15 protein-coding genes are annotated in these 17,061 nt (G+C 52.6%); 3 read left to right on the forward strand and 12 right to left on the reverse strand.

The window, feature by feature from the left end:
* Nucleotides 1-3: 3 nt before the first annotated feature.
* The 9 genes from ACP15Y_RS02560 to ACP15Y_RS02600 all read right to left on the reverse strand — a co-directional run bounded on the left by ACP15Y_RS02560 (nt 4) and on the right by ACP15Y_RS02600 (nt 9,512).
* Nucleotides 4-624 carry an ANTAR domain-containing response regulator gene (locus tag ACP15Y_RS02560; RefSeq protein WP_424981439.1) on the reverse strand — a complete coding sequence of 207 codons (621 nt, stop codon included), beginning with the start codon at nt 622-624 and terminating at the stop codon, nt 4-6.
* Entirely contained in the window at nt 621-1,796 is a 1,176-nt protein-coding gene (locus ACP15Y_RS02565) for a transporter substrate-binding protein (protein ID WP_424981440.1), read from the reverse strand. Before ACP15Y_RS02565 ends, ACP15Y_RS02560 begins: the two co-directional genes overlap by 4 nt.
* A 356-nt stretch (nt 1,797-2,152) precedes the next feature.
* A complete protein-coding gene (locus ACP15Y_RS02570) occupies nt 2,153-3,271 on the reverse strand; it encodes a RuBisCO large subunit C-terminal-like domain-containing protein (protein ID WP_424981441.1) in 1,119 nt (372 codons plus the stop codon).
* Nucleotides 3,272-3,274: 3 nt separating this feature from the next.
* Nucleotides 3,275-4,279 carry a transketolase family protein gene (locus ACP15Y_RS02575; protein ID WP_424981442.1) on the reverse strand — a complete coding sequence of 335 codons (1,005 nt, stop codon included), beginning with the start codon at nt 4,277-4,279 and terminating at the stop codon, nt 3,275-3,277.
* A gap of 14 nt (nt 4,280-4,293) precedes the next feature.
* Nucleotides 4,294-5,223, reverse strand: coding sequence for a transketolase (locus ACP15Y_RS02580; protein WP_424981443.1), 930 nt, complete (start codon nt 5,221-5,223; stop codon nt 4,294-4,296).
* Nucleotides 5,224-5,321: 98 nt separating this feature from the next.
* Entirely contained in the window at nt 5,322-5,765 is a 444-nt protein-coding gene (locus tag ACP15Y_RS02585; RefSeq protein ID WP_424981444.1) for an RbsD/FucU family protein, read from the reverse strand.
* Nucleotides 5,766-5,860: 95 nt separating this feature from the next.
* Complete coding sequence (locus tag ACP15Y_RS02590; RefSeq protein WP_424981445.1) at nt 5,861-6,907, reverse strand: substrate-binding domain-containing protein; 1,047 nt, start codon at nt 6,905-6,907, stop codon at nt 5,861-5,863.
* A gap of 53 nt (nt 6,908-6,960) precedes the next feature.
* Complete coding sequence (locus ACP15Y_RS02595) at nt 6,961-7,950, reverse strand: ABC transporter permease (RefSeq protein ID WP_424982445.1); 990 nt, start codon at nt 7,948-7,950, stop codon at nt 6,961-6,963.
* Nucleotides 7,951-7,976: 26 nt separating this feature from the next.
* On the reverse strand, nt 7,977-9,512 hold the full coding sequence (locus ACP15Y_RS02600) for a sugar ABC transporter ATP-binding protein (RefSeq protein WP_424981446.1): 1,536 nt from the start codon (nt 9,510-9,512) through the stop codon (nt 7,977-7,979).
* Nucleotides 9,513-9,684: 172 nt separating this feature from the next.
* Between ACP15Y_RS02600 and mtnK the strand changes: the two genes are divergently transcribed.
* On the forward strand, nt 9,685-10,953 hold the full coding sequence (mtnK, locus tag ACP15Y_RS02605; RefSeq protein ID WP_424981447.1) for an S-methyl-5-thioribose kinase: 1,269 nt from the start codon (nt 9,685-9,687) through the stop codon (nt 10,951-10,953).
* A complete protein-coding gene (gene mtnA / locus ACP15Y_RS02610; protein ID WP_424981448.1) occupies nt 10,950-12,044 on the forward strand; it encodes an S-methyl-5-thioribose-1-phosphate isomerase in 1,095 nt (364 codons plus the stop codon). Before mtnK ends, mtnA begins: the two co-directional genes overlap by 4 nt.
* Before the next feature lie 62 nt (nt 12,045-12,106).
* On the opposite strand, the gene ACP15Y_RS02615 is transcribed toward mtnA, so the two are convergent.
* Nucleotides 12,107-13,084 (reverse strand): sugar-binding transcriptional regulator, encoded by a 978-nt coding sequence (locus tag ACP15Y_RS02615; protein WP_133573687.1) that lies wholly within the window; start codon nt 13,082-13,084, stop codon nt 12,107-12,109.
* An 87-nt stretch (nt 13,085-13,171) separates the two neighbouring features.
* Between ACP15Y_RS02615 and ACP15Y_RS02620 the strand changes: the two genes are divergently transcribed.
* Nucleotides 13,172-15,211 (forward strand): bifunctional aldolase/short-chain dehydrogenase, encoded by a 2,040-nt coding sequence (locus tag ACP15Y_RS02620; protein ID WP_424981449.1) that lies wholly within the window; start codon nt 13,172-13,174, stop codon nt 15,209-15,211.
* 76 nt (nt 15,212-15,287) lie between these two features.
* Here ACP15Y_RS02620 and ACP15Y_RS02625 read toward each other — a convergent pair whose 3' ends face one another.
* Together ACP15Y_RS02625 and ACP15Y_RS02630 are read right to left on the reverse strand one after the other, a co-directional pair.
* Nucleotides 15,288-15,956 (reverse strand): HAD family hydrolase, encoded by a 669-nt coding sequence (locus ACP15Y_RS02625; protein WP_424981450.1) that lies wholly within the window; start codon nt 15,954-15,956, stop codon nt 15,288-15,290.
* Nucleotides 15,946-17,034 (reverse strand): ABC transporter ATP-binding protein, encoded by a 1,089-nt coding sequence (locus tag ACP15Y_RS02630; protein ID WP_424981451.1) that lies wholly within the window; start codon nt 17,032-17,034, stop codon nt 15,946-15,948. The genes ACP15Y_RS02625 and ACP15Y_RS02630 overlap by 11 nt, the downstream gene beginning before the upstream one ends.
* Nucleotides 17,035-17,061 lie beyond the last annotated feature (27 nt).

Below are 17,061 nucleotides of genomic sequence, written 5' to 3' on the forward strand. Positions count from 1 at the left end.
AAATTACCTTGAACCTGTCTGTTTTCTTTTGTTTTTGGGCGGCGAGTGATGGCCATTTCCGGGGTCAAAAAAACCCGCTTCACACAAAGCCTCGACACTTTGCCGCCGCTTCATCGCTTCATCGCGGATCAGTTTATAGGCGGCATCTTCATCCACCCCATATTGCTGCATGATGGAAATCACCGTGCGCACCACCATGGGTCGCAACCGTGCTTTGCTCTTCATTTCCGCAATTTCGGCAGCCATTTGTTGTTGCTGATTGAAGTTGGCCACAGCAAACACCAGCGTGGAGAATACGCCGCCAGAACCAATCGGCTTGAGCAGATGCGCAGAAACGCCTTGGCGTAATGCCCATTCAAGCCGCCCTGGCGCTTCTGATCCCATCAAGGCGATCATCGGCACGGGCGCATGCCCCTCTGGCCAAGGGAACACACCGTCATAAGCGTTGTCCCCATCGAAAAACACAATGTCCGCGCTTTCGACGCCTTCAAGTGAAGGCCACACCAACTCAGCCTCAATGCCCAATCGGGCGAGCTGACGCACCAGCCGATCCATATTTTCGCTGTGGCGATGCACAATCACCGCGCGCCAGCCTCTAAAATTGGGGGTGTTGAAATTGCTCATTTCACCACCCTCAAATGCGGGGTCGTTTTTTGGCTATCAGCAATCTTGCGCGCGAAATCCTTCGCTTCGAAATGTACGAAATATGGGTCAGCTTCCACTAGCTCATCTGCCGCCGCGACAATCTCAAACCCAAGGCCATCAAACTTGCCAACGCCCGGGCGCAAGGCGGCATGGTTGGTCCATTGATCAATCTTCAATGGCCCAAGCGCCGTATCAAATTTGCGGGCATGAAGGTTTGAGCGCACTTCATTGATGCGGTCGCTGTCCGTATCTTTAATCGCGGATGCGAGCATTTTGATCGCCGTGTAGTTCGACACCATATAGGTGGAGCCGCGCCGCGCTTCACCATAGCGCTTATGCACCGCATCCAGCATGATTTGGTTTTCAGCGTTGGGCTGTGTTTCGAAATAAACTGCCGTGGTGAAATGTCCAATCAGCTGCTCCACGCCGATGGAGTCGATCTCTGCTTCGGTGATGTTGCAGCTGACGATTGGGCAGTTTTCCGGCAGAAAATACGGATCACGCTCGCCCAGTTTTTTGTAGGCATCGAAGAACGCGTAGCTGGAATTGCCGATCAGATTATTGATCACAAAGTCCGGGCGCTTTTGCTCAATCTCGTCAATCAGCCGCCCAATATCTTCCGACCCGATGGGGATATAGCGCTCCCCATGCACTTGCCCCTTGCAGGCGGTCAGCAGCTCGCGGGCCACCCTGCCCGTTTCCCAACCCCAAATATAATTGGACCCCGCAATATAGGCATTCGCCCCAAAGCGTGGCACCACATATTCAAACAGCGGCACCATGTGCAGGCTCGGTGTGGAGCCGATATAGATGACGTTCTCGCAGCTCTCAAACCCTTCATAGGGGCAGCAATACCACAGCAGCGCGTCATGCTTTTCCACCACTGGGATCACTTCTTTGCGCGAAGATGAGGTGACCGTGCCGATAATGTTGCGGCAATTATGTTCGGTCAGCAATTCATCTGCATAGCGACGAAACAGTGACAGGCTATCGCCCGGATCTCGCACATGGGGAACGAACTCAAAGTCAAAATTGGGGTCAGCATTCACCTCTTCAAGCGCCATTATGGCGCCGTCCAAAGCGTCAATGCCAATGTTCTTATCAGTGCCGGTGACCGAGAACAAAAGCCCAATTGGAATTTGCTTTGACATTGTTCCTCCCCAAACAAAAAACCCCACCGCTGAACGCAATCCAAGGTACGATCAGGGGTGGGGCTTCATTGCCAAAATATGCTGTTTAAAAACGGTAGAGCGAGTTCCAGAAAGAGTCAACCGAAAATTGTATTCAAATATTTTCAAAAATATATTTCAATAAATTCAATACCTTAAATGGAAAACTTCGTTCATAGAATCATATCGATTGTATGATGTTGGCGGTTTTCGTACTCACAAAAATTAAGCGTACAAAAAGAGTTCTCGGACGCAAAATTGTGAGATTATTTTGGCGACGCGCTGTGCCCCCTCGCACGCACAACATTTAGAATAAATGATACGCGGGCGCGAGCATTTTACCGTGCGGCTTCCAGTGCGGCGCGCATATCTTTTATGCCTTCGCCGATTTTATCGCCATAACGCAGCAAGCTGCCGCCCAAAAGATAGACCACATCGTCGCCATACATGTTGAGCATATCACCCGCACGATCTTTAGACATGCCGCCACCCGGACTTGGGAAAATCGGTTGGCCAATACCATCCGCCGCGCGACATGCATTCGCAATGGAAGTGCATTCCGCGACCGAGAATCCAAAGCGACCGCCTACATTTGGGAACACCGAAATGTCAGATCCGGCGAGGCGCTGCAACAGGCCGAACATGATGGCATGGGTGAAGCCTGTGTCATTTGACAACACATATGGTCCCAAGAAACTTGGGTGGGTCATGATCGGCAAATCAAATGCTGCATCTCGGGCGAAGTGATTGACGATGTCAAAGCCCAAAAGCCCCGGCATCAGCAAAATGCCGCCTACGCCCGCTTGCTTAGCGAACTGCGCATCTTCGATCAGGTGAGCAAAATGTCCGCCAATATTTGGCAAATAGAGACAGCTTTGGCCGGTTTCTTTGTTCGCGCGTTCCACGGCTTTGGAAATCTTTTCCACCCGTTCTTTGAACGGTGCGGCAGGCTGGTTCACAAGCCCATGATCTTCTTTCACGATGTTGGCCCCGGCTACCGCACACAGATAGGCAATTTCCGCTAGTTCGTCTGCGCTAGAGCCTTGCGGTTTCAATACAGGCGAGATCAACCCGCCCTTTGGCGTGGCAGAACGTTCACGCACGCCCTTGATGCCGAAGCGTGCGCCGGGGAACTGCTTGGAAAGGCTCGTGCCCAAATCAATGTTGGTGACTTGCAATCCCTTTTGGATTGAGGAGTTACCAAACACCACATTGAACAATTGGGTCAGCTCTGTGCCAACGCTTTCCGGGCTGTAAGACAGCACGGCTTCAAACTGCCCGTCGCTGGCTAGGCCACAGCTTTCCACCTTGCCCAAAATCTCATCTTCGATGAAACCTTGCGGCACCACGTCGCGCGGAATCTCAACAGTTTGTTCCAAAGCGATATTGTGCGCCCGTTCCAGGGCTTCATCATTGCTTTGGGCATCAATTTGGTAGGTGACGCGCATCCGATCCATGGCTTAAAGCGCCTCCGCTTTCGCGCTTGAGTGCACCGCATCAACACGCACTGCATCCAAATCGTCCGCATCAATATTGGTTTCGATGTTCATCAGTCCTTCAATGCCACGCACCAAGGCCAATGCATCCAAGCCATAATAGCGCATCAAATAGGGGCGCGATCCGCCATGGGCATAGGTGTCTTGCAGGCCAAGGCGCACCAGCTTTTTCTCAATGCCTGCTTCAGCAATGGTTTCGGCCACTAGCGACCCGATGCCACCATTGATCACATGGTTTTCCAAGGTGATCACGCCATGTTTGACCGATTGCAAATGGTCAAGCAAACGCTTGGAATCGAACGGCTTCAATGTGTTCAGATGCAAATGACGAATGGAAACACCCGCCCCGGCCAGCGCGGCTTTGGCGCGCAGGGCTTCTTCTGTGGTGATGCCTGCGGTCACCACCAGCACATCATCACCGGTGGAAAGTTCGCGCATTTCGCCAACCTTGATTGGCGTATCGAACAAGCGCGGCACCGAGCCGCGCAACACACGACAATAAACCGGACCATCGATTGAGTCTGCCGCTTCGCAAAGGCTTTCCACCTCTGTCGCATCGCCTGTTTCCAAAATCGACATGTTGGGCATGGCGCGCATAATGGCAATATCTTCAATTGCTTGGTGGGTCATGCCGCCGGGTGTGGTGACGCCGGGCAAGAAGCCCATAATCCGCACTTTGCGGCGCGGATAAGCGATAGAAGCCATCAATTGGTCATAAGGCCGACGATAGGTGAACACCCCAAAGGTGTGAATGAACGGGCGATAGCCTGCAAGGCCCAAACCGCCAGCAAAGCTCATCATATTTTGCTCTGCCATGCCCATGGACATAAATTGCTCAGGGTGCCGATCGCGGAAGCCATCAATTTCGCAAGACGATGTCAAATCTGCAGACATGCAGACCACATCTTTATTGGCCAGTGCGTATTTTTCGAAAGCGCTCGCATAAGGGCGCGTTACCATTTCAACCATCTCAGTTTACTCCCTTAATGCGTGTCAAATTGAACGGGTTCGATGCCCAGTTCTTTGGCGATAGATTGGTTCATCTCATCGCGTTCTTCTTCAGACTTGAAGCGCACATAGTGCAAACGCGGGAAGCGCCGCTGCAAGAATTCCATGCCTTTGGTAGGCGAGGAATGGGCAAGAATAATCAATGGCTGACCTTCATGGGGCTCAGCTTTGGCTTCGCGCATGGCGTTCAAATCATGGGCGTCAATTTCCACCACGGTGGCGCCAAAGGCGCGCATTTTGGTGGCGATGTCGCGCACTTCCATCACAGAAGACATGGCGCCGTCACATTGCTGATCGTTCACATCCATAATGGCCCACACATTATCAATGCCGTGGTGTGCACAGGCTTGAATGGCTTCCCATGTCTGGCCTTCTTGCACTTCACCGTCTGACATGAACACGCAAACTTCGCCGCTGTCGCCGCGCAATCGGCGGCCATAGGCAAGGCCCGCGCCAGTAGAAAGACCAATGCCCAATGTACCATTGTGCACTTCCATGCCAGGGGAATGTTCGGCGCCGATCATTTCAACTGACGAGCCATCCTTATTGAACATTTCCAGCCCTTCTTCGGCCATGCGCCCCACCTCGATCAATGTGGCATAGGCCACCAAAGCATAGTGCGCTGGCGCGATGAACAGGCGATCATATTGCGGCTCAAACGGGCCGTTATAGCCCGCGCCGGTCACATAGTCATCATTACCGGGGGCTGGCACGCCGCCAAATGGAGGCGGGATCATGGGCATGGTGGGTTCGCCCAAATTCAGGGCTTCATTATATAGCCACGCCAACTGCTCAGCAGCGGAACAAGCTTGGCTCAAATAGCCACCATTGTTGCGCATGGAATGTTCAAAAACGCGGCGGCGAATGCCCAACGCGACTTCTTCAGTGGTTTTTTTATTCTTCACCAGATTCCCCAATCAAAGTTGGCGTGAATACATCAATTATTACTAATGTCAGTATCATATAACATTTGATAAATAAAGATCGAAGCGCTGCAAAATAGCTAAAAAATCACGCCCTTGCGCAAGATAAAGCACCCGAACGGACGCATCTCGCCCAGGCGTACAACGGCAAAGCAATTTTTGGCTTGCTGATAGAAGGTTTGGCGTTCGAGTGAACCCAATTTGGCGCCCTCTGGTTTGGCTTTCTCCAACAGCGTAAACACTTGGCTGTGCACCTCGCCCATCTCGGTTGGCGCGCCGTCAATTTCCATGCGCCACGCGGCAAAATCGTAAAATTCATCCAAGGGAAAGTGCGAAATCATCGCCTCAATCAGCGTTGGTGCGTCCATCGCAGGCAGGTCAACCAGTTCGCCAGAAACGGTTTCAAGTGCGGTTGAATGCGCCGGGAAGTTAGCGTCAACAATGGCGATCTCATCGCCATGTCCCATTTGCATCATCAGATAAACAAGGTGGGCGGACAGTTTTGCATCTATGCCTTTGAGCATATTGGTCTCCAAAGAAAAATGGGGCGACCTACGGGTGCTGCCCGACAGATCGCCCCAGTCAAAGGGTTGCGTCTTTTTAAGGTTAGATCCTTAAATTATGGCAGTGGCATCCATTCAGGCACAGCCACTGGCGCATGGGCGAACTGTGGCAATTTCGCGCTCAGCTCTTCCATATTTTTGATGTCTTTTTCCAACAGATCTTTTTGCGTGATCAAGGTTGGTGGCACCACAACGCTTGCGCCTGGATTTTCACCAGCCAACATCATCGCCAATGCACGTACAGAAACTTCACCCACCACAGCTGGGTTGGTTGCTGCAGTTGCTTTCCACGCGCTGTTTGGCTCGCGCATTGCTGCGATGTCAGATGTTGAAACGTCAGCAGAATAGATGCTCACCTGCTCTGACATGCCTGCTTCGTCAACAGCGATCTTCACGCCTTTGGCGAATTCGTCATATGGCGCAAACATCACGGTGATATCTGGGTTTGCAGACAAAACTGAACGGGCTTGGTTGGCGTTTGAGTTGGCGATTGGGTTGTCCAATGTGCCGAACTGGGCTTTTTCGTCGATGCCAGGATAGCGCTCTTTAAACTCTACCCATGTTTCGTTGCGGCGATCGAGCGGTGCAATGCCTGGCACATAAACATAACCAGCTTTCCAGCTTTCGCCATTGTCAGCAATCGCTTGCTCCAAAGCCAAGCGGGCCAAGTCGCGGTCAGATTGCTCGATTTGCGGCACGGCCGGGTTTTCAACGTTTACGTCGAAAGCCACCACTTTGATGCCTGCATCCACAGCGCGCTGCACTGCTTCTTGCATAGATTCAGTCAAACCATGCTGTACGATGATGCCGTCAACGCCCAATGCGATCGCTTGGTCCACCATGTCGGCCTGCAAGGCTGCATCTTGGCGGCTGTCGAGCACGCGCAAATCTACGCCCAATGCTTCTGACTGGCGCTCAACGCCTGACAAATAAGCTTGGAAAAAGTCACCTGTAGACAAATAACGCACCAACGCGATTTTCACATCGCCAGCATTATCAAATGGCGCAGGCATGTCGGCCGCATGGGCCAAGCCTACGAAGCTAGATGCAGCAAGGGAAGCCCCTGCGAGCAGTTTAGCAAACATGCGTCTTGTTAAGTTCATTTGGTTCCTCCGATTTAATCGACCGCTTTGTTAAGGCTCTAGGGTGGTCGGACCTAGCGTCTATTTGAAAGTGCAAATGTGAACATGAGCGCGACAACCAGCACGCCGCCTTTCACAAAATCTTGGGTGTAATAAGGGGCATTCATCATGGTGAGGCCTTGCAGCAAAATGCCGACAAAAAGCGCACCCACCGCGGTGCCGAACGCGTTTGGTTTCGCTGCGCCCAAAACGGCAAAACCGATCAGCGCTGCCGCCACAGAATCGAGCAGCAAATTGTTGCCTGAGGCGATGTCGCCGCGGCCCAAGCGTGCCGCCAGCAAGATGCCGCCAACAGAAGCCAAAACACCAGAAATCATATAGGCGATGATTTTGTATTTCTTCACTGGCACGCCTGCGAGGCTTGCCGCGCGCTGGTTCGACCCGATCGCATACATCACGCGGCCATAGCGGGTATATTCAAGAAACAGCCAAATGCCGATGGCGATCACCACCAAAAAGACCACGGAAACCGGGATCAGATTGTCGATGAAAAAATCAAACCGGTGACGGCCAAGGGCCAAAAACTCAGGCGAGAAGCTGCCAGCCGCCGTTGAACCATCGGGCAAGCTCATGCCTGTCGCGATGGAACGGCCTTCGGTTGGGATGCGCTGCAAACCGATCAGCAAGAACATCATGCCCAAAGTAGCCAACAAGTCTGGCACCCGCATTTGCACAATCAAAAATCCATTGATCAAGCCCACCAGTGCGCCCATCAGCAAACAGGCAACTACAGCCACCAGCGCGCTTTGTTCCATCACCACCATCACATAGGCGGAAAGCATGAGGGCCGACGTGGCCACCGCGCCGATGGAAAGGTCAAACCCGTCCACAACCAATGTTGCAGTAACGCCGAGGGCCAAAATGCCCGTAATCGCTACAGATTGGAAAATGAACACCGCGCTATAAGGGCTGGCAAAACCTTCTGCCGCCACGCTGAAATAGACCACAAGGCCAACCAGCAGGGCCACAAAGCCATAGCGGATGGCATAATCTGTCAGTGACATGGATTTTTTGTTCACACGGGTTTCGCTCATCGAGCAGCCCCTTCTTTTTGTTCTTGTAGATCTTGTGGTGCCGCCGCGCCTGAAACTTGCTCCAAGATCAGGTCCACATCGACATTTTCGTTTTTGTGCTCGCCGGCAATGGTGAATTCAGCCATCACCAAAATGCGGTCGGCAATCTCTAAGGCTTCATCCAGCTCAGCCACCAAAACGATGGTCGCCCGATCCTTCGCGGTTTCGCGCAGTTTCGCGCCAATGTCGCGCCGGGCGGCAATGTCCACGCCTTGGAACGGCTCGTCCAAAATCAACACATCGCTGGGGTGCGAGAGCCAGCGGCCCACCATTACCTTTTGCTGATTGCCGCCAGAAAGTGTACCGATATCGTCATTGGCGCTCTGGCACACAATGCCCAACTTGCTGATGGCATCGTTGGTAATGCGATACTCAGAACGGCGGCGCACAAAGCCAAGCGTCGACAAGCTAGAAAGAAAAGGCAGCGTAATGTTGCGGTTAATGTCAAAATCTTGCACCACACCATTGGTGCCGCGATCTTTCGCGCATAAAAACACGCCTTGATTGATGGCATCGCGCGCCGATTGCGGGGTGTAGCTTTTGCCTTTCAACGTCACCGTGCCACCTGCTGGGGCCAATTGGCCAAACAGCACTTCCGTGAGTTGGGTTTTGCCCACGCCGACCAATCCGGTGATTGCAATCACCTCATTGCGGTGCGCTGTTAAATTGATCGGCTTGCTCTCAGGCTTAAGCTGCAGATTTTCCAGCTCCAGCACTTTTTCACCCGGCGCCTGCACCGCGATGTTTACATCGGTCATGGTGTGGCCAAGCATATCATTTACCGCGCCCTCATAATCGAGAGGCTCGGTTTCATATTGGCCCACAATGGTGCCATCGCGCATGGAAACGATACGGTCGGCCACGCGGCGAATGTCCGACATGCGGTGAGAAATATAAAGAATGGCTACGCCGCCTTCGCGCAATTTATCGACAAGCGCGAAAAGCCGTTCGGCTTCTGATGCGGAGAGCGAGCTGGTCGGCTCGTCCAAAATCATCAATTTCGGCTCGTGCGCCATGGCGCGGGCAATAGCCACCAATTGCCGATCCGCCAGGGTGAGATCACTCACCATCATGTTCATATCGAAATTGAGGCCCAACTTTGCGGCAATTTCTTCCGCCGAACGGCGGATTTTGCGGGGGTTGAGCACGGGCGCGCTTTTCGGGTTGGCCAGCCAATCCAACATCAGGTTGGACGCCACATCCAAATCCGGCACCACGCCATCATTGATATTTTGGTGGACGGTCACAATGCCCGCTTGCAGCGCTTCAGAAGGTGTGGTTGGTGCGAAGGGCTTTCCGTTCAATTCAACTTGGCCCGCATCGGCGGCATAAAGCCCGCAGATGATTTTGACCAAGGTGGATTTGCCCGCCCCATTGGCGCCCATCAGCACTGTTACTTTGCCCGCAGGGATATCTAAATCCACGCCGCGCAGCACACGATTGGCCGCAAAACGCTTTTCGAGCCCGCGAATTTTGATGGGTATTCCAGCCATAAACTCCTCCGATAGCGGCACGATAAATGCATTTCGCATCAAATGTCAAACGTTATTGACATTTGACATTTAAATTGCAAATCATGGGGCAATATGTGTTTGGCGTTTTGCGCTTGCCATGTCACCCTAACCCCTGAATTTGTTAGTGTGACCAGCGCATTGGGAGGATATTGTGAGCAATCCATATGAACCATTAAATGTAGACACAATTGGCGAAAAACTTGGCCATTTGGAGATCTTGAAAGAAAAAGTTGGGCCTAATGCGGCAAGCTGGTCGGCACAAGAAGTTGGCGATGGCAACCTCAATCTGGTCTTTATTGTCACCGGCCCAAATGGCCAAGCGATTGTGAAGCAGGCCCTGCCCTATGTGCGGTTGGTGGGCGACAGCTGGCCCTTGCCCCTAAAGCGGGCTTTCTTTGAGTATCACGCGCTGATCCGGCAAGCTAAATATGCCCCCGAAGATGTGCCTGAGGTTTATCATTTTGACGAATCGCAAGCGCTGATCGTGATGCAGTTCATGACCCCGCATGTGATATTGCGCAACAGCTTGCGCGACGGGATCAAGCACGACAATCTGGCCGAAGTGATGGGCAAATTTTGTGCCCGCACCCTGTTCCGAGCTTCTGATCTGTCCATGGACACCAAAGAGCGCAAAAAAGATCTGGCGCTTTTCGCAGACAATATTGAACTGTGTGACATCACCGAAAATCTTGTGTTCACCGATCCATATTTCGATGCAGAGATGAACCGCCACACCAGCCCGCAATTGGATGGGATTGTGGCGAGCTTGCGCGCTGACATCGACATGAAAGTTGCGGCCCAGCATTTCAAAGCCAAATTCTGCAACAATGCTGAAACGCTGCTGCATGGCGATTTGCACACAGGCTCTATTATGGTCACCGAAAGTGACACAGTGGTGATCGACCCTGAATTTGCCACATACGGCCCCATCGGTTTCGACATTGGCATGTTGCTGGGCAATTTCTATATGGCGTTCTTCGCGCAGGATGGTCATGAAGCGTCTAAAGGCGCGCGTGATGATTATGCGCAATGGATTTTGGATGTTACGTGCGACATCTGGCACCATTTTGAAGAAGAGTTCAGCCATTTGTGGCGCACGGAGCGCACCGGCATTCTTTACGACAAACGACTTTATGAAGATCAGGGCCACAATCTTGCATCTGAACAGGCGCTCACTGATCGCTTGAATCAAATCTGGTCAGATGCGCTAGGCTTTGGCGGTATTGAGATGCACCGCCGCATTTTGGGCCTTGCCCACATTATGGAGCTCGACAGCATTGAGGACGCGGATTTGCGCGCCGCTTGCGAGGCACGGGCTTTGCAGTTTGGCCGTCAAATCGTGATTTCACGTGACGCTTATAAATCCCCACATCAAATCGCCGAGCTTGCGCGCGCGGTCAGAAAGGACAATTTCCTATGAAAATAGATGGCACTCATTATCGCTCCATTTGGTTGGGGGATGATCAACAGACCGTCAAAATCATCGAGCAGCGCTTATTGCCGCACGAGTTGAAAGTGGTGGAGCTGAAATCACGTGAAGATGCGGCTGTGGCCATTAAAGATATGTGGGTGCGTGGTGCACCCTTGATTGGCGCAACTGCGGCATACGGCATGGCTTTGGCTATGGCCAATGATCCATCAGATCAAAATCTTGATGCTTCATGGGAAATTTTGAACGAAACCCGCCCCACCGCTATCAATTTGCGCTGGGCGTTGGACCGCGCCAAAGCCCACCTCAGCGCCATTGCGCCAGCAGAACGGGCGGCTGCAGCCTATAAATTGGCGGCTGAAATTTGCGATGAAGATGTAGAGATCAATCGCGCCATCGGCCAAAACGGCCTCAAGCTCATTGAAGAGATTGCGGCGAAGAAAGCCCCTGGTGAAACGATCAATATTTTAACTCATTGCAATGCGGGGTGGCTCGCCACTGTGGACTGGGGCACCGCCACCTCGCCCATTTATCACGCGGTTGAAAAAGGCCTTAAAGTGCATGTGTGGGTGGATGAAACCCGCCCCCGCAACCAAGGCGCACAATTGACCAGTTGGGAAATGGCAAGCCATGGGGTGCCGCACACTTTGATCGTCGACAATGCGGGCGGCTATTTGATGCAGCATGGGCAAGTGGACATGGTGATTGTGGGGACAGACCGCACCACCGCGCAAGGCGATGTGTGCAACAAGATCGGCACCTATTTGAAGGCGCTGGCCGCTAAGGACAATAATGTGCCGTTCTATGTGGCCCTGCCCTCACCTACCATCGACTGGACCGTGAATGATGGCGTGAAGGAAATTCCAATCGAAGAACGCGATGGCCGTGAAGTGACCCATGTTTATGGCAAGCTGGAAAATGGCGAGCGTGATTGGGTGCAAATTTCACCGGACGCGACACCAGGCGGCAATCCCGCCTTTGACGTAACACCTGCAAGGTTGATCACAGGTTTGATCACAGAGCGCGGTGTTTGTGCCGCATCCAATGAAGGTCTTAAAAGCCTATTCCCTGAGCAGGAATAAATGCGAAAGGGGCGCAACTCAGGTTGCGCCCTTTTTTCTCAATCTGACTTGGATTGTTCTGCTTAGTCTAGCGCGAGGATAAGCTGCGCCGTTTCAGCATCTGTCACCAAATGGGTGGCATAGCCCCCATTCATCACCGCCGCCATGGCTTGCGCCTTATCTTCCCCAACGGAAACCAGCAAGCCAGTTTCGAGGTGAGTGAGTTTTTCCAACTCAATGCCGATCATCCGGTCGTCCAACGGCCCATGCACAGGCTTGCCCGCTTGATCTACAAAGCGGCCGCACAGCACACCGCATGCACCCTTATCGACATAGGTTTTCAAATCATCTTCGGTGGCAATGCCACTCATCACCACATGAGAATTGGCATTGACGGAGCCGGCGGCAAACACTGCTTTGTTGCATTGTTCCAAGGCCGCCAATTGATTTTTGATGATCGGCTCAGCCCGCAATTGCCGCGCCAATTCCACATTAGTCACAATGGCTGGGGCGTGCAAATTGATGCAGGCAGCGCCAAGTCCTTGTGCCAGATGGGCGGAACAGATTTCAGCGGTAAAGCCATATGGCGTTGCCATGGAGCCGACCAATTGCGCCACTTCCACGTCAGGGATGGTCACGTTAGCAGAGGAAACCAGCAGTTCGGCCATTTCATAAATGGTTTGGCCCCACGCTACGCCCAACTTGTCGCCGGGTGCCACCAAGTCAGGCAACCACTCTGCCGCGCCCCGCGCCGCGCGGGTTAGTCGCGCTTGAATATCGCCCTGCCCATTGGGCACAATGAAGGCGGCTTTCAGGTTAAATTTTTCGCGCAATTGGTGGGAAAGCTTATGGCCCATAAACACATCAGGTGCCATGGTGACGCGGATGTAATTTTTCTCCCGCGCTTCCTGCAAATAATTGACCACAGTGGCGCGTGATACATCCAGCCGGTCGGCAATTTCATTTTGGTTCAGCCCATCATGATAATAAAGCCATGCGGCTTCCACCACAATTTCATCACCACTCACCTGGCCAGAAGCCCGCCTTTTGCCGTATGCCATAATTCCCCTCTTTTTTCTATTTGACAGATGTCACTAACATTTGTCAAATTACAAAAAATCATCCCTAAAAATTGGACGGACGGCCTCGTGGTAAAAAATCTCTGGAACGAACAAGACGCGCAATCTTTTCTCGATAATGCTGGCCCAGAGGAAGCAGATCGTCAACTGGCATTGAGGGTTTATACATCCCGATTGATTGGTCAAGACCCTGACATGGTTATGCATGGGGGTGGCAACACGTCTGTTAAGGTCAAACGCGCCAATATTTTTGGCGATGAGATTGATGTGTTGCACGTTAAAGGCAGTGGTTGGGATCTTGAAACCATTGAAGCGGCGGGCCTGCCTGGTGTGCAAATTGAACCGCTCAATAAGCTGCGCGAACTGCCTGCCCTGTCTGATGAAGATATGGTGAATTTGCAGCGCTCCAATTTGCTGGACAGCACTTCACCAAATCCGTCGGTAGAGACATTGCTGCACGCCTATATCCCCCATAAATTTGTTGATCACACCCACGCCACAGCCATGTTGGCCTTGGCCAATATGCCGAATGTGGAAGAGGTGGTGAAAGAGATTTTTGGCGATAAGGTCGCGCTGGTGCCTTACATCATGCCCGGCTTCGAGCTGGCAAAGGTCGCGGCCGATATTTTTGATCAAAACCCAAATGTTGAAGGGCTACATTTGATCAATCATGGCCACTTCACATTCGGACCAGACGCCAAAAGCTCTTATGAGTTAATGGTTGAACATGTGAGTGCGGTTGAAGCTTGGTTTAATGCGCGTGCCGCACAGCCCGCAGCAGCACCCAGCTCAACAATCAGCGCGAAGAGCATTTTGCCAAAAATTCGCGCCAGCCTCGCCCGCGCTATGAAGGCCCATACGGGCAATCAGGATCAGGCAGCTCCCTTTTTGGATTTGCGCGCCAATGATCAATTTCTGAGCTTTTTGACCCGCGATGATTTGGGCGATTTGGCCAAGCGCGGCGTTGCCACGCCAGACCATGTGATCCGCACCAAGGGCTTCCCCACCATTATCGCCAGTGACGACCAAGCCAGCGTGGATGCCGCCATTGATGCGTTTGTGGAAAGCTACAAAGCCTATTTCGCCCGACAGGATGCGCGGGTGAGCGACAAGAAAACCATGCTGGTGCCAACGCCAAACCTTTTCTGGGTGCCTGGCCTTGGCTTGATCGGCGCCGGTGCCAATGCATCCGCTGCGCGCATTGCGGCTGATTTGGGCACGCAGACCATTCAAGTGATGGAATGGGCCGAAGCCAATAGTGGCTTTTATCCGATCAAAGAAGATGATCTGTTTGATATGGAATATTGGTCATTGGAGCAGGCCAAATTGGGCAAGGCCAAGCCAAAACCATTGCAGGGCAAAGCCGTGTTGGTCACGGGCGGCGCAGGTGCAATCGGCTTGGCCACGGCCAAAGCTTTCAAAGACCAGGGCGCGAACATCTTTTTGGTGGACCGCGATCAAGATAGCCTCATGACTGCACTTGGCAGTTTGGGCATGGACCATGATGGCGCGGTGATTGATTTGTGCAGCGCTGAAGGCCCGCAACAGGCGGTGGACGCAATGGTACGGCGGTTTGGCGGCATTGATATTTTGGTCAGCAATGCAGGCGCTGCGTGGTCAAAATCCATGTTGGATATGGATCAGGACACATTGCGCAACAGCTTTGAATTGAACTTCTTCTCTCACCAGAAAATCGCGCAAGCCGCTGCAAAAGTGATGCAGGTGCAAGGCGCTGGTGGGCAGATTTTGTTCAACGTGTCCAAGCAGGCGGTTAATCCGGGCAAAGATTTTGGCGCCTATGGTTTGCCGAAAGCGGCTACCTTCTTCTTGGTAAAGCAATTTGCGCTTGAGCTGGGCGAGTTGGGCATTCGCGTCAATGGCGTTAATGCAGACCGCATTCGCTCTGGCCTGCTGACAAACGAGTTTATCGAAAGCCGTTCAAAGTCACGCAATATCAGCGCGGAAAGCTATATGGCAGGCAATTTGCTGAAGCGTGAAGTTGAGGCAAGCCATGTGGCGGATGCCTTTGTGGCGTTGGCTTTGTCCGCCCGCACCACCGCGCATATTATGACCGTTGACGGCGGCAATATCGAAGCCAGCTTGCGCTAGCGGTTCTCGCATTTAAATAAAGGGCACGCTAAGTTCATCCTCAACGTGCCCTTTTTTGTCTGTCTATGATGTACGACTAGCTTGCTGCGTTGGCAGGCAACAAATCCAGCATTTTATAATGGTCGATCAATTTCTGACAGGGTTGTGCCTTAAGACTGCCAAAGCCTTGCGTGTGGAACGCAAATTCCACCCCTGCCCGGTCCGCGGCCTCTCCGTCGACATCACTGTCGCCGATAAAAAGCGCTTGAGACGGTGCGCATTTAAACTGCTTGAGACAGTGCAATATTGGATCTGGTGCAGGCTTTGGGTTCTCGACGGTTTCAAAACCAGCAATTTCATCGAAATATTGATTGATGCCATATCCGGCAAGAATTTTCCGCGCACGGGCAACTGGCCGATTGGTACAGAGACCAACAAGGGCACCTGCACTTTTTATCTGTGCAAGCAAGGTTTCCACCCCTTCATAAAGGCGACTATATTGCCCGTCAGCAGCATCATAGGCCTGTTCAAACACCTTTGTGGCTTCTATCAATTGCTGTGCGGTGAGGTCCGCCCCCACCCGCACCAGACAGCGTGCGATGAACATTTCCTGCCCGTTGCCGATGAAGCTTTTCACTTCATCAGCAAGAATGGGCTCATGGCCAATGCTCTTGAGCATAAGGCTGGCAGCGTGGTGGAAGTCGCCAAGACTGTCCACCAGTGTGCCATCCAGATCAAAAATGATCACGCGATATTTAAGCGGCATGTTGCACTTCTTTTTTAGGCAGGAATACACCGCTTTTTTTGTTGATGTCGAGGCCAACTTCCGCCCCCACTTCCAACACGGGCTGATCAAGCGCATGGCTTTGATCTACAACCATTTGCGTGTTGGCCACATCCACAAGATAGCGCACCTGCGCGCCCAAAAACTCGCGGTGGCTAATGATGCCCGTTAGCGCGCTAGCGCTTGGGTCTGGCCGCACCACGATATTTTGTGGTCGCAGCACCAAGTTGCCGTCGCCCAACACCGATGATTCAATAGCAATGTTTTCGCCGGTTGCCAGCGTAATTTGGGTGCTACCGTTCACCTTGTTGATTTCGCCCTCCAAAATGTTGGCCGTGCCCAAGAAGCGCGCCACAAATAGATTTTCAGGATGGTCGTACAACATTTGCGGGCTGCCAATTTGTTGCACCACACCTTGATCCAGAACGGCCATGCGGTCAGCCGTTGTGTTGGCTTCTTCTTGGTCGTGTGTCACAAAAATGGTGGTCAGCCCCAGTTTACGTTGCAAGGCTAGGAGCTCGCGCCGCATTTGCACCCGAAGGCTCGCATCAAGGTTGGACAGGGGTTCATCCAAGAGCAAAACATCCGGTTCGACCACAATTGTGCGGGCGAGTGCAACACGCTGTTGCTGACCACCAGAAAGTTGAGAGGGCATACGTTCGGCATAATCAAGCAAACCGACGAGGGATAATGCCGCCTCAACCTTTTCGTTAATTTGATTGCTGGGGACTTTATTTTCCACCAAGCCAAAAGCCACATTTTTGCGCACCGACATGTGTGGCCAAAGCGCATAGCTTTGAAACACCATGCCCACATTGCGTTCCCAAGGTGGAAGGCCAGCCAAATCGCGGTCACCCACCAAAATCTTTCCCTTTGGGCGCGGGCCGAAGCCCGCTATTGCCCGCAGGAGGGTGGATTTCCCCGAACCTGATGGCCCGAGAAAGGCGAAGAATTCACCAGCTTTGATTTCTAGATTTACCCCAGTCAGCACTTTGGTGCTGCCAAAGGAAAGGTGCACATCTTGGATTGAGATCCCTGCGCTTTTTTGAATTAAAGTCATTTGAGTTCCTCCACAAAGGACGAGCGC

The sequence above is a fragment of the Maritalea sp. S77 genome, from assembly GCF_049801075.1.
In the GTDB taxonomy this organism is placed as follows: domain Bacteria; phylum Pseudomonadota; class Alphaproteobacteria; order Rhizobiales; family Devosiaceae; genus Maritalea.

Coding starts and splice junctions, on each gene's coding strand:
- ACP15Y_RS02600 (WP_424981446.1), bottom strand. CDS start 9,512: ATGGCTGGAATACCCATCAAAATTCGCGGGCTCGAAAAGCGTTTTGCG.
- mtnA (WP_424981448.1), top strand. CDS start 10,950: ATGAAAATAGATGGCACTCATTATCGCTCCATTTGGTTGGGGGATGAT.
- ACP15Y_RS02595 (WP_424982445.1), bottom strand. CDS start 7,950: ATGTCACTGACAGATTATGCCATCCGCTATGGCTTTGTGGCCCTGCTG.
- ACP15Y_RS02565 (WP_424981440.1), bottom strand. CDS start 1,796: ATGTCAAAGCAAATTCCAATTGGGCTTTTGTTCTCGGTCACCGGCACT.
- ACP15Y_RS02590 (WP_424981445.1), bottom strand. CDS start 6,907: ATGAACTTAACAAGACGCATGTTTGCTAAACTGCTCGCAGGGGCTTCC.
- ACP15Y_RS02585 (WP_424981444.1), bottom strand. CDS start 5,765: ATGCTCAAAGGCATAGATGCAAAACTGTCCGCCCACCTTGTTTATCTG.
- ACP15Y_RS02560 (WP_424981439.1), bottom strand. CDS start 624: ATGAGCAATTTCAACACCCCCAATTTTAGAGGCTGGCGCGCGGTGATT.
- ACP15Y_RS02615 (WP_133573687.1), bottom strand. CDS start 13,084: ATGGCATACGGCAAAAGGCGGGCTTCTGGCCAGGTGAGTGGTGATGAA.
- ACP15Y_RS02625 (WP_424981450.1), bottom strand. CDS start 15,956: ATGCCGCTTAAATATCGCGTGATCATTTTTGATCTGGATGGCACACTG.
- ACP15Y_RS02630 (WP_424981451.1), bottom strand. CDS start 17,034: ATGACTTTAATTCAAAAAAGCGCAGGGATCTCAATCCAAGATGTGCAC.
- ACP15Y_RS02570 (WP_424981441.1), bottom strand. CDS start 3,271: ATGGATCGGATGCGCGTCACCTACCAAATTGATGCCCAAAGCAATGAT.
- ACP15Y_RS02575 (WP_424981442.1), bottom strand. CDS start 4,279: ATGGTTGAAATGGTAACGCGCCCTTATGCGAGCGCTTTCGAAAAATAC.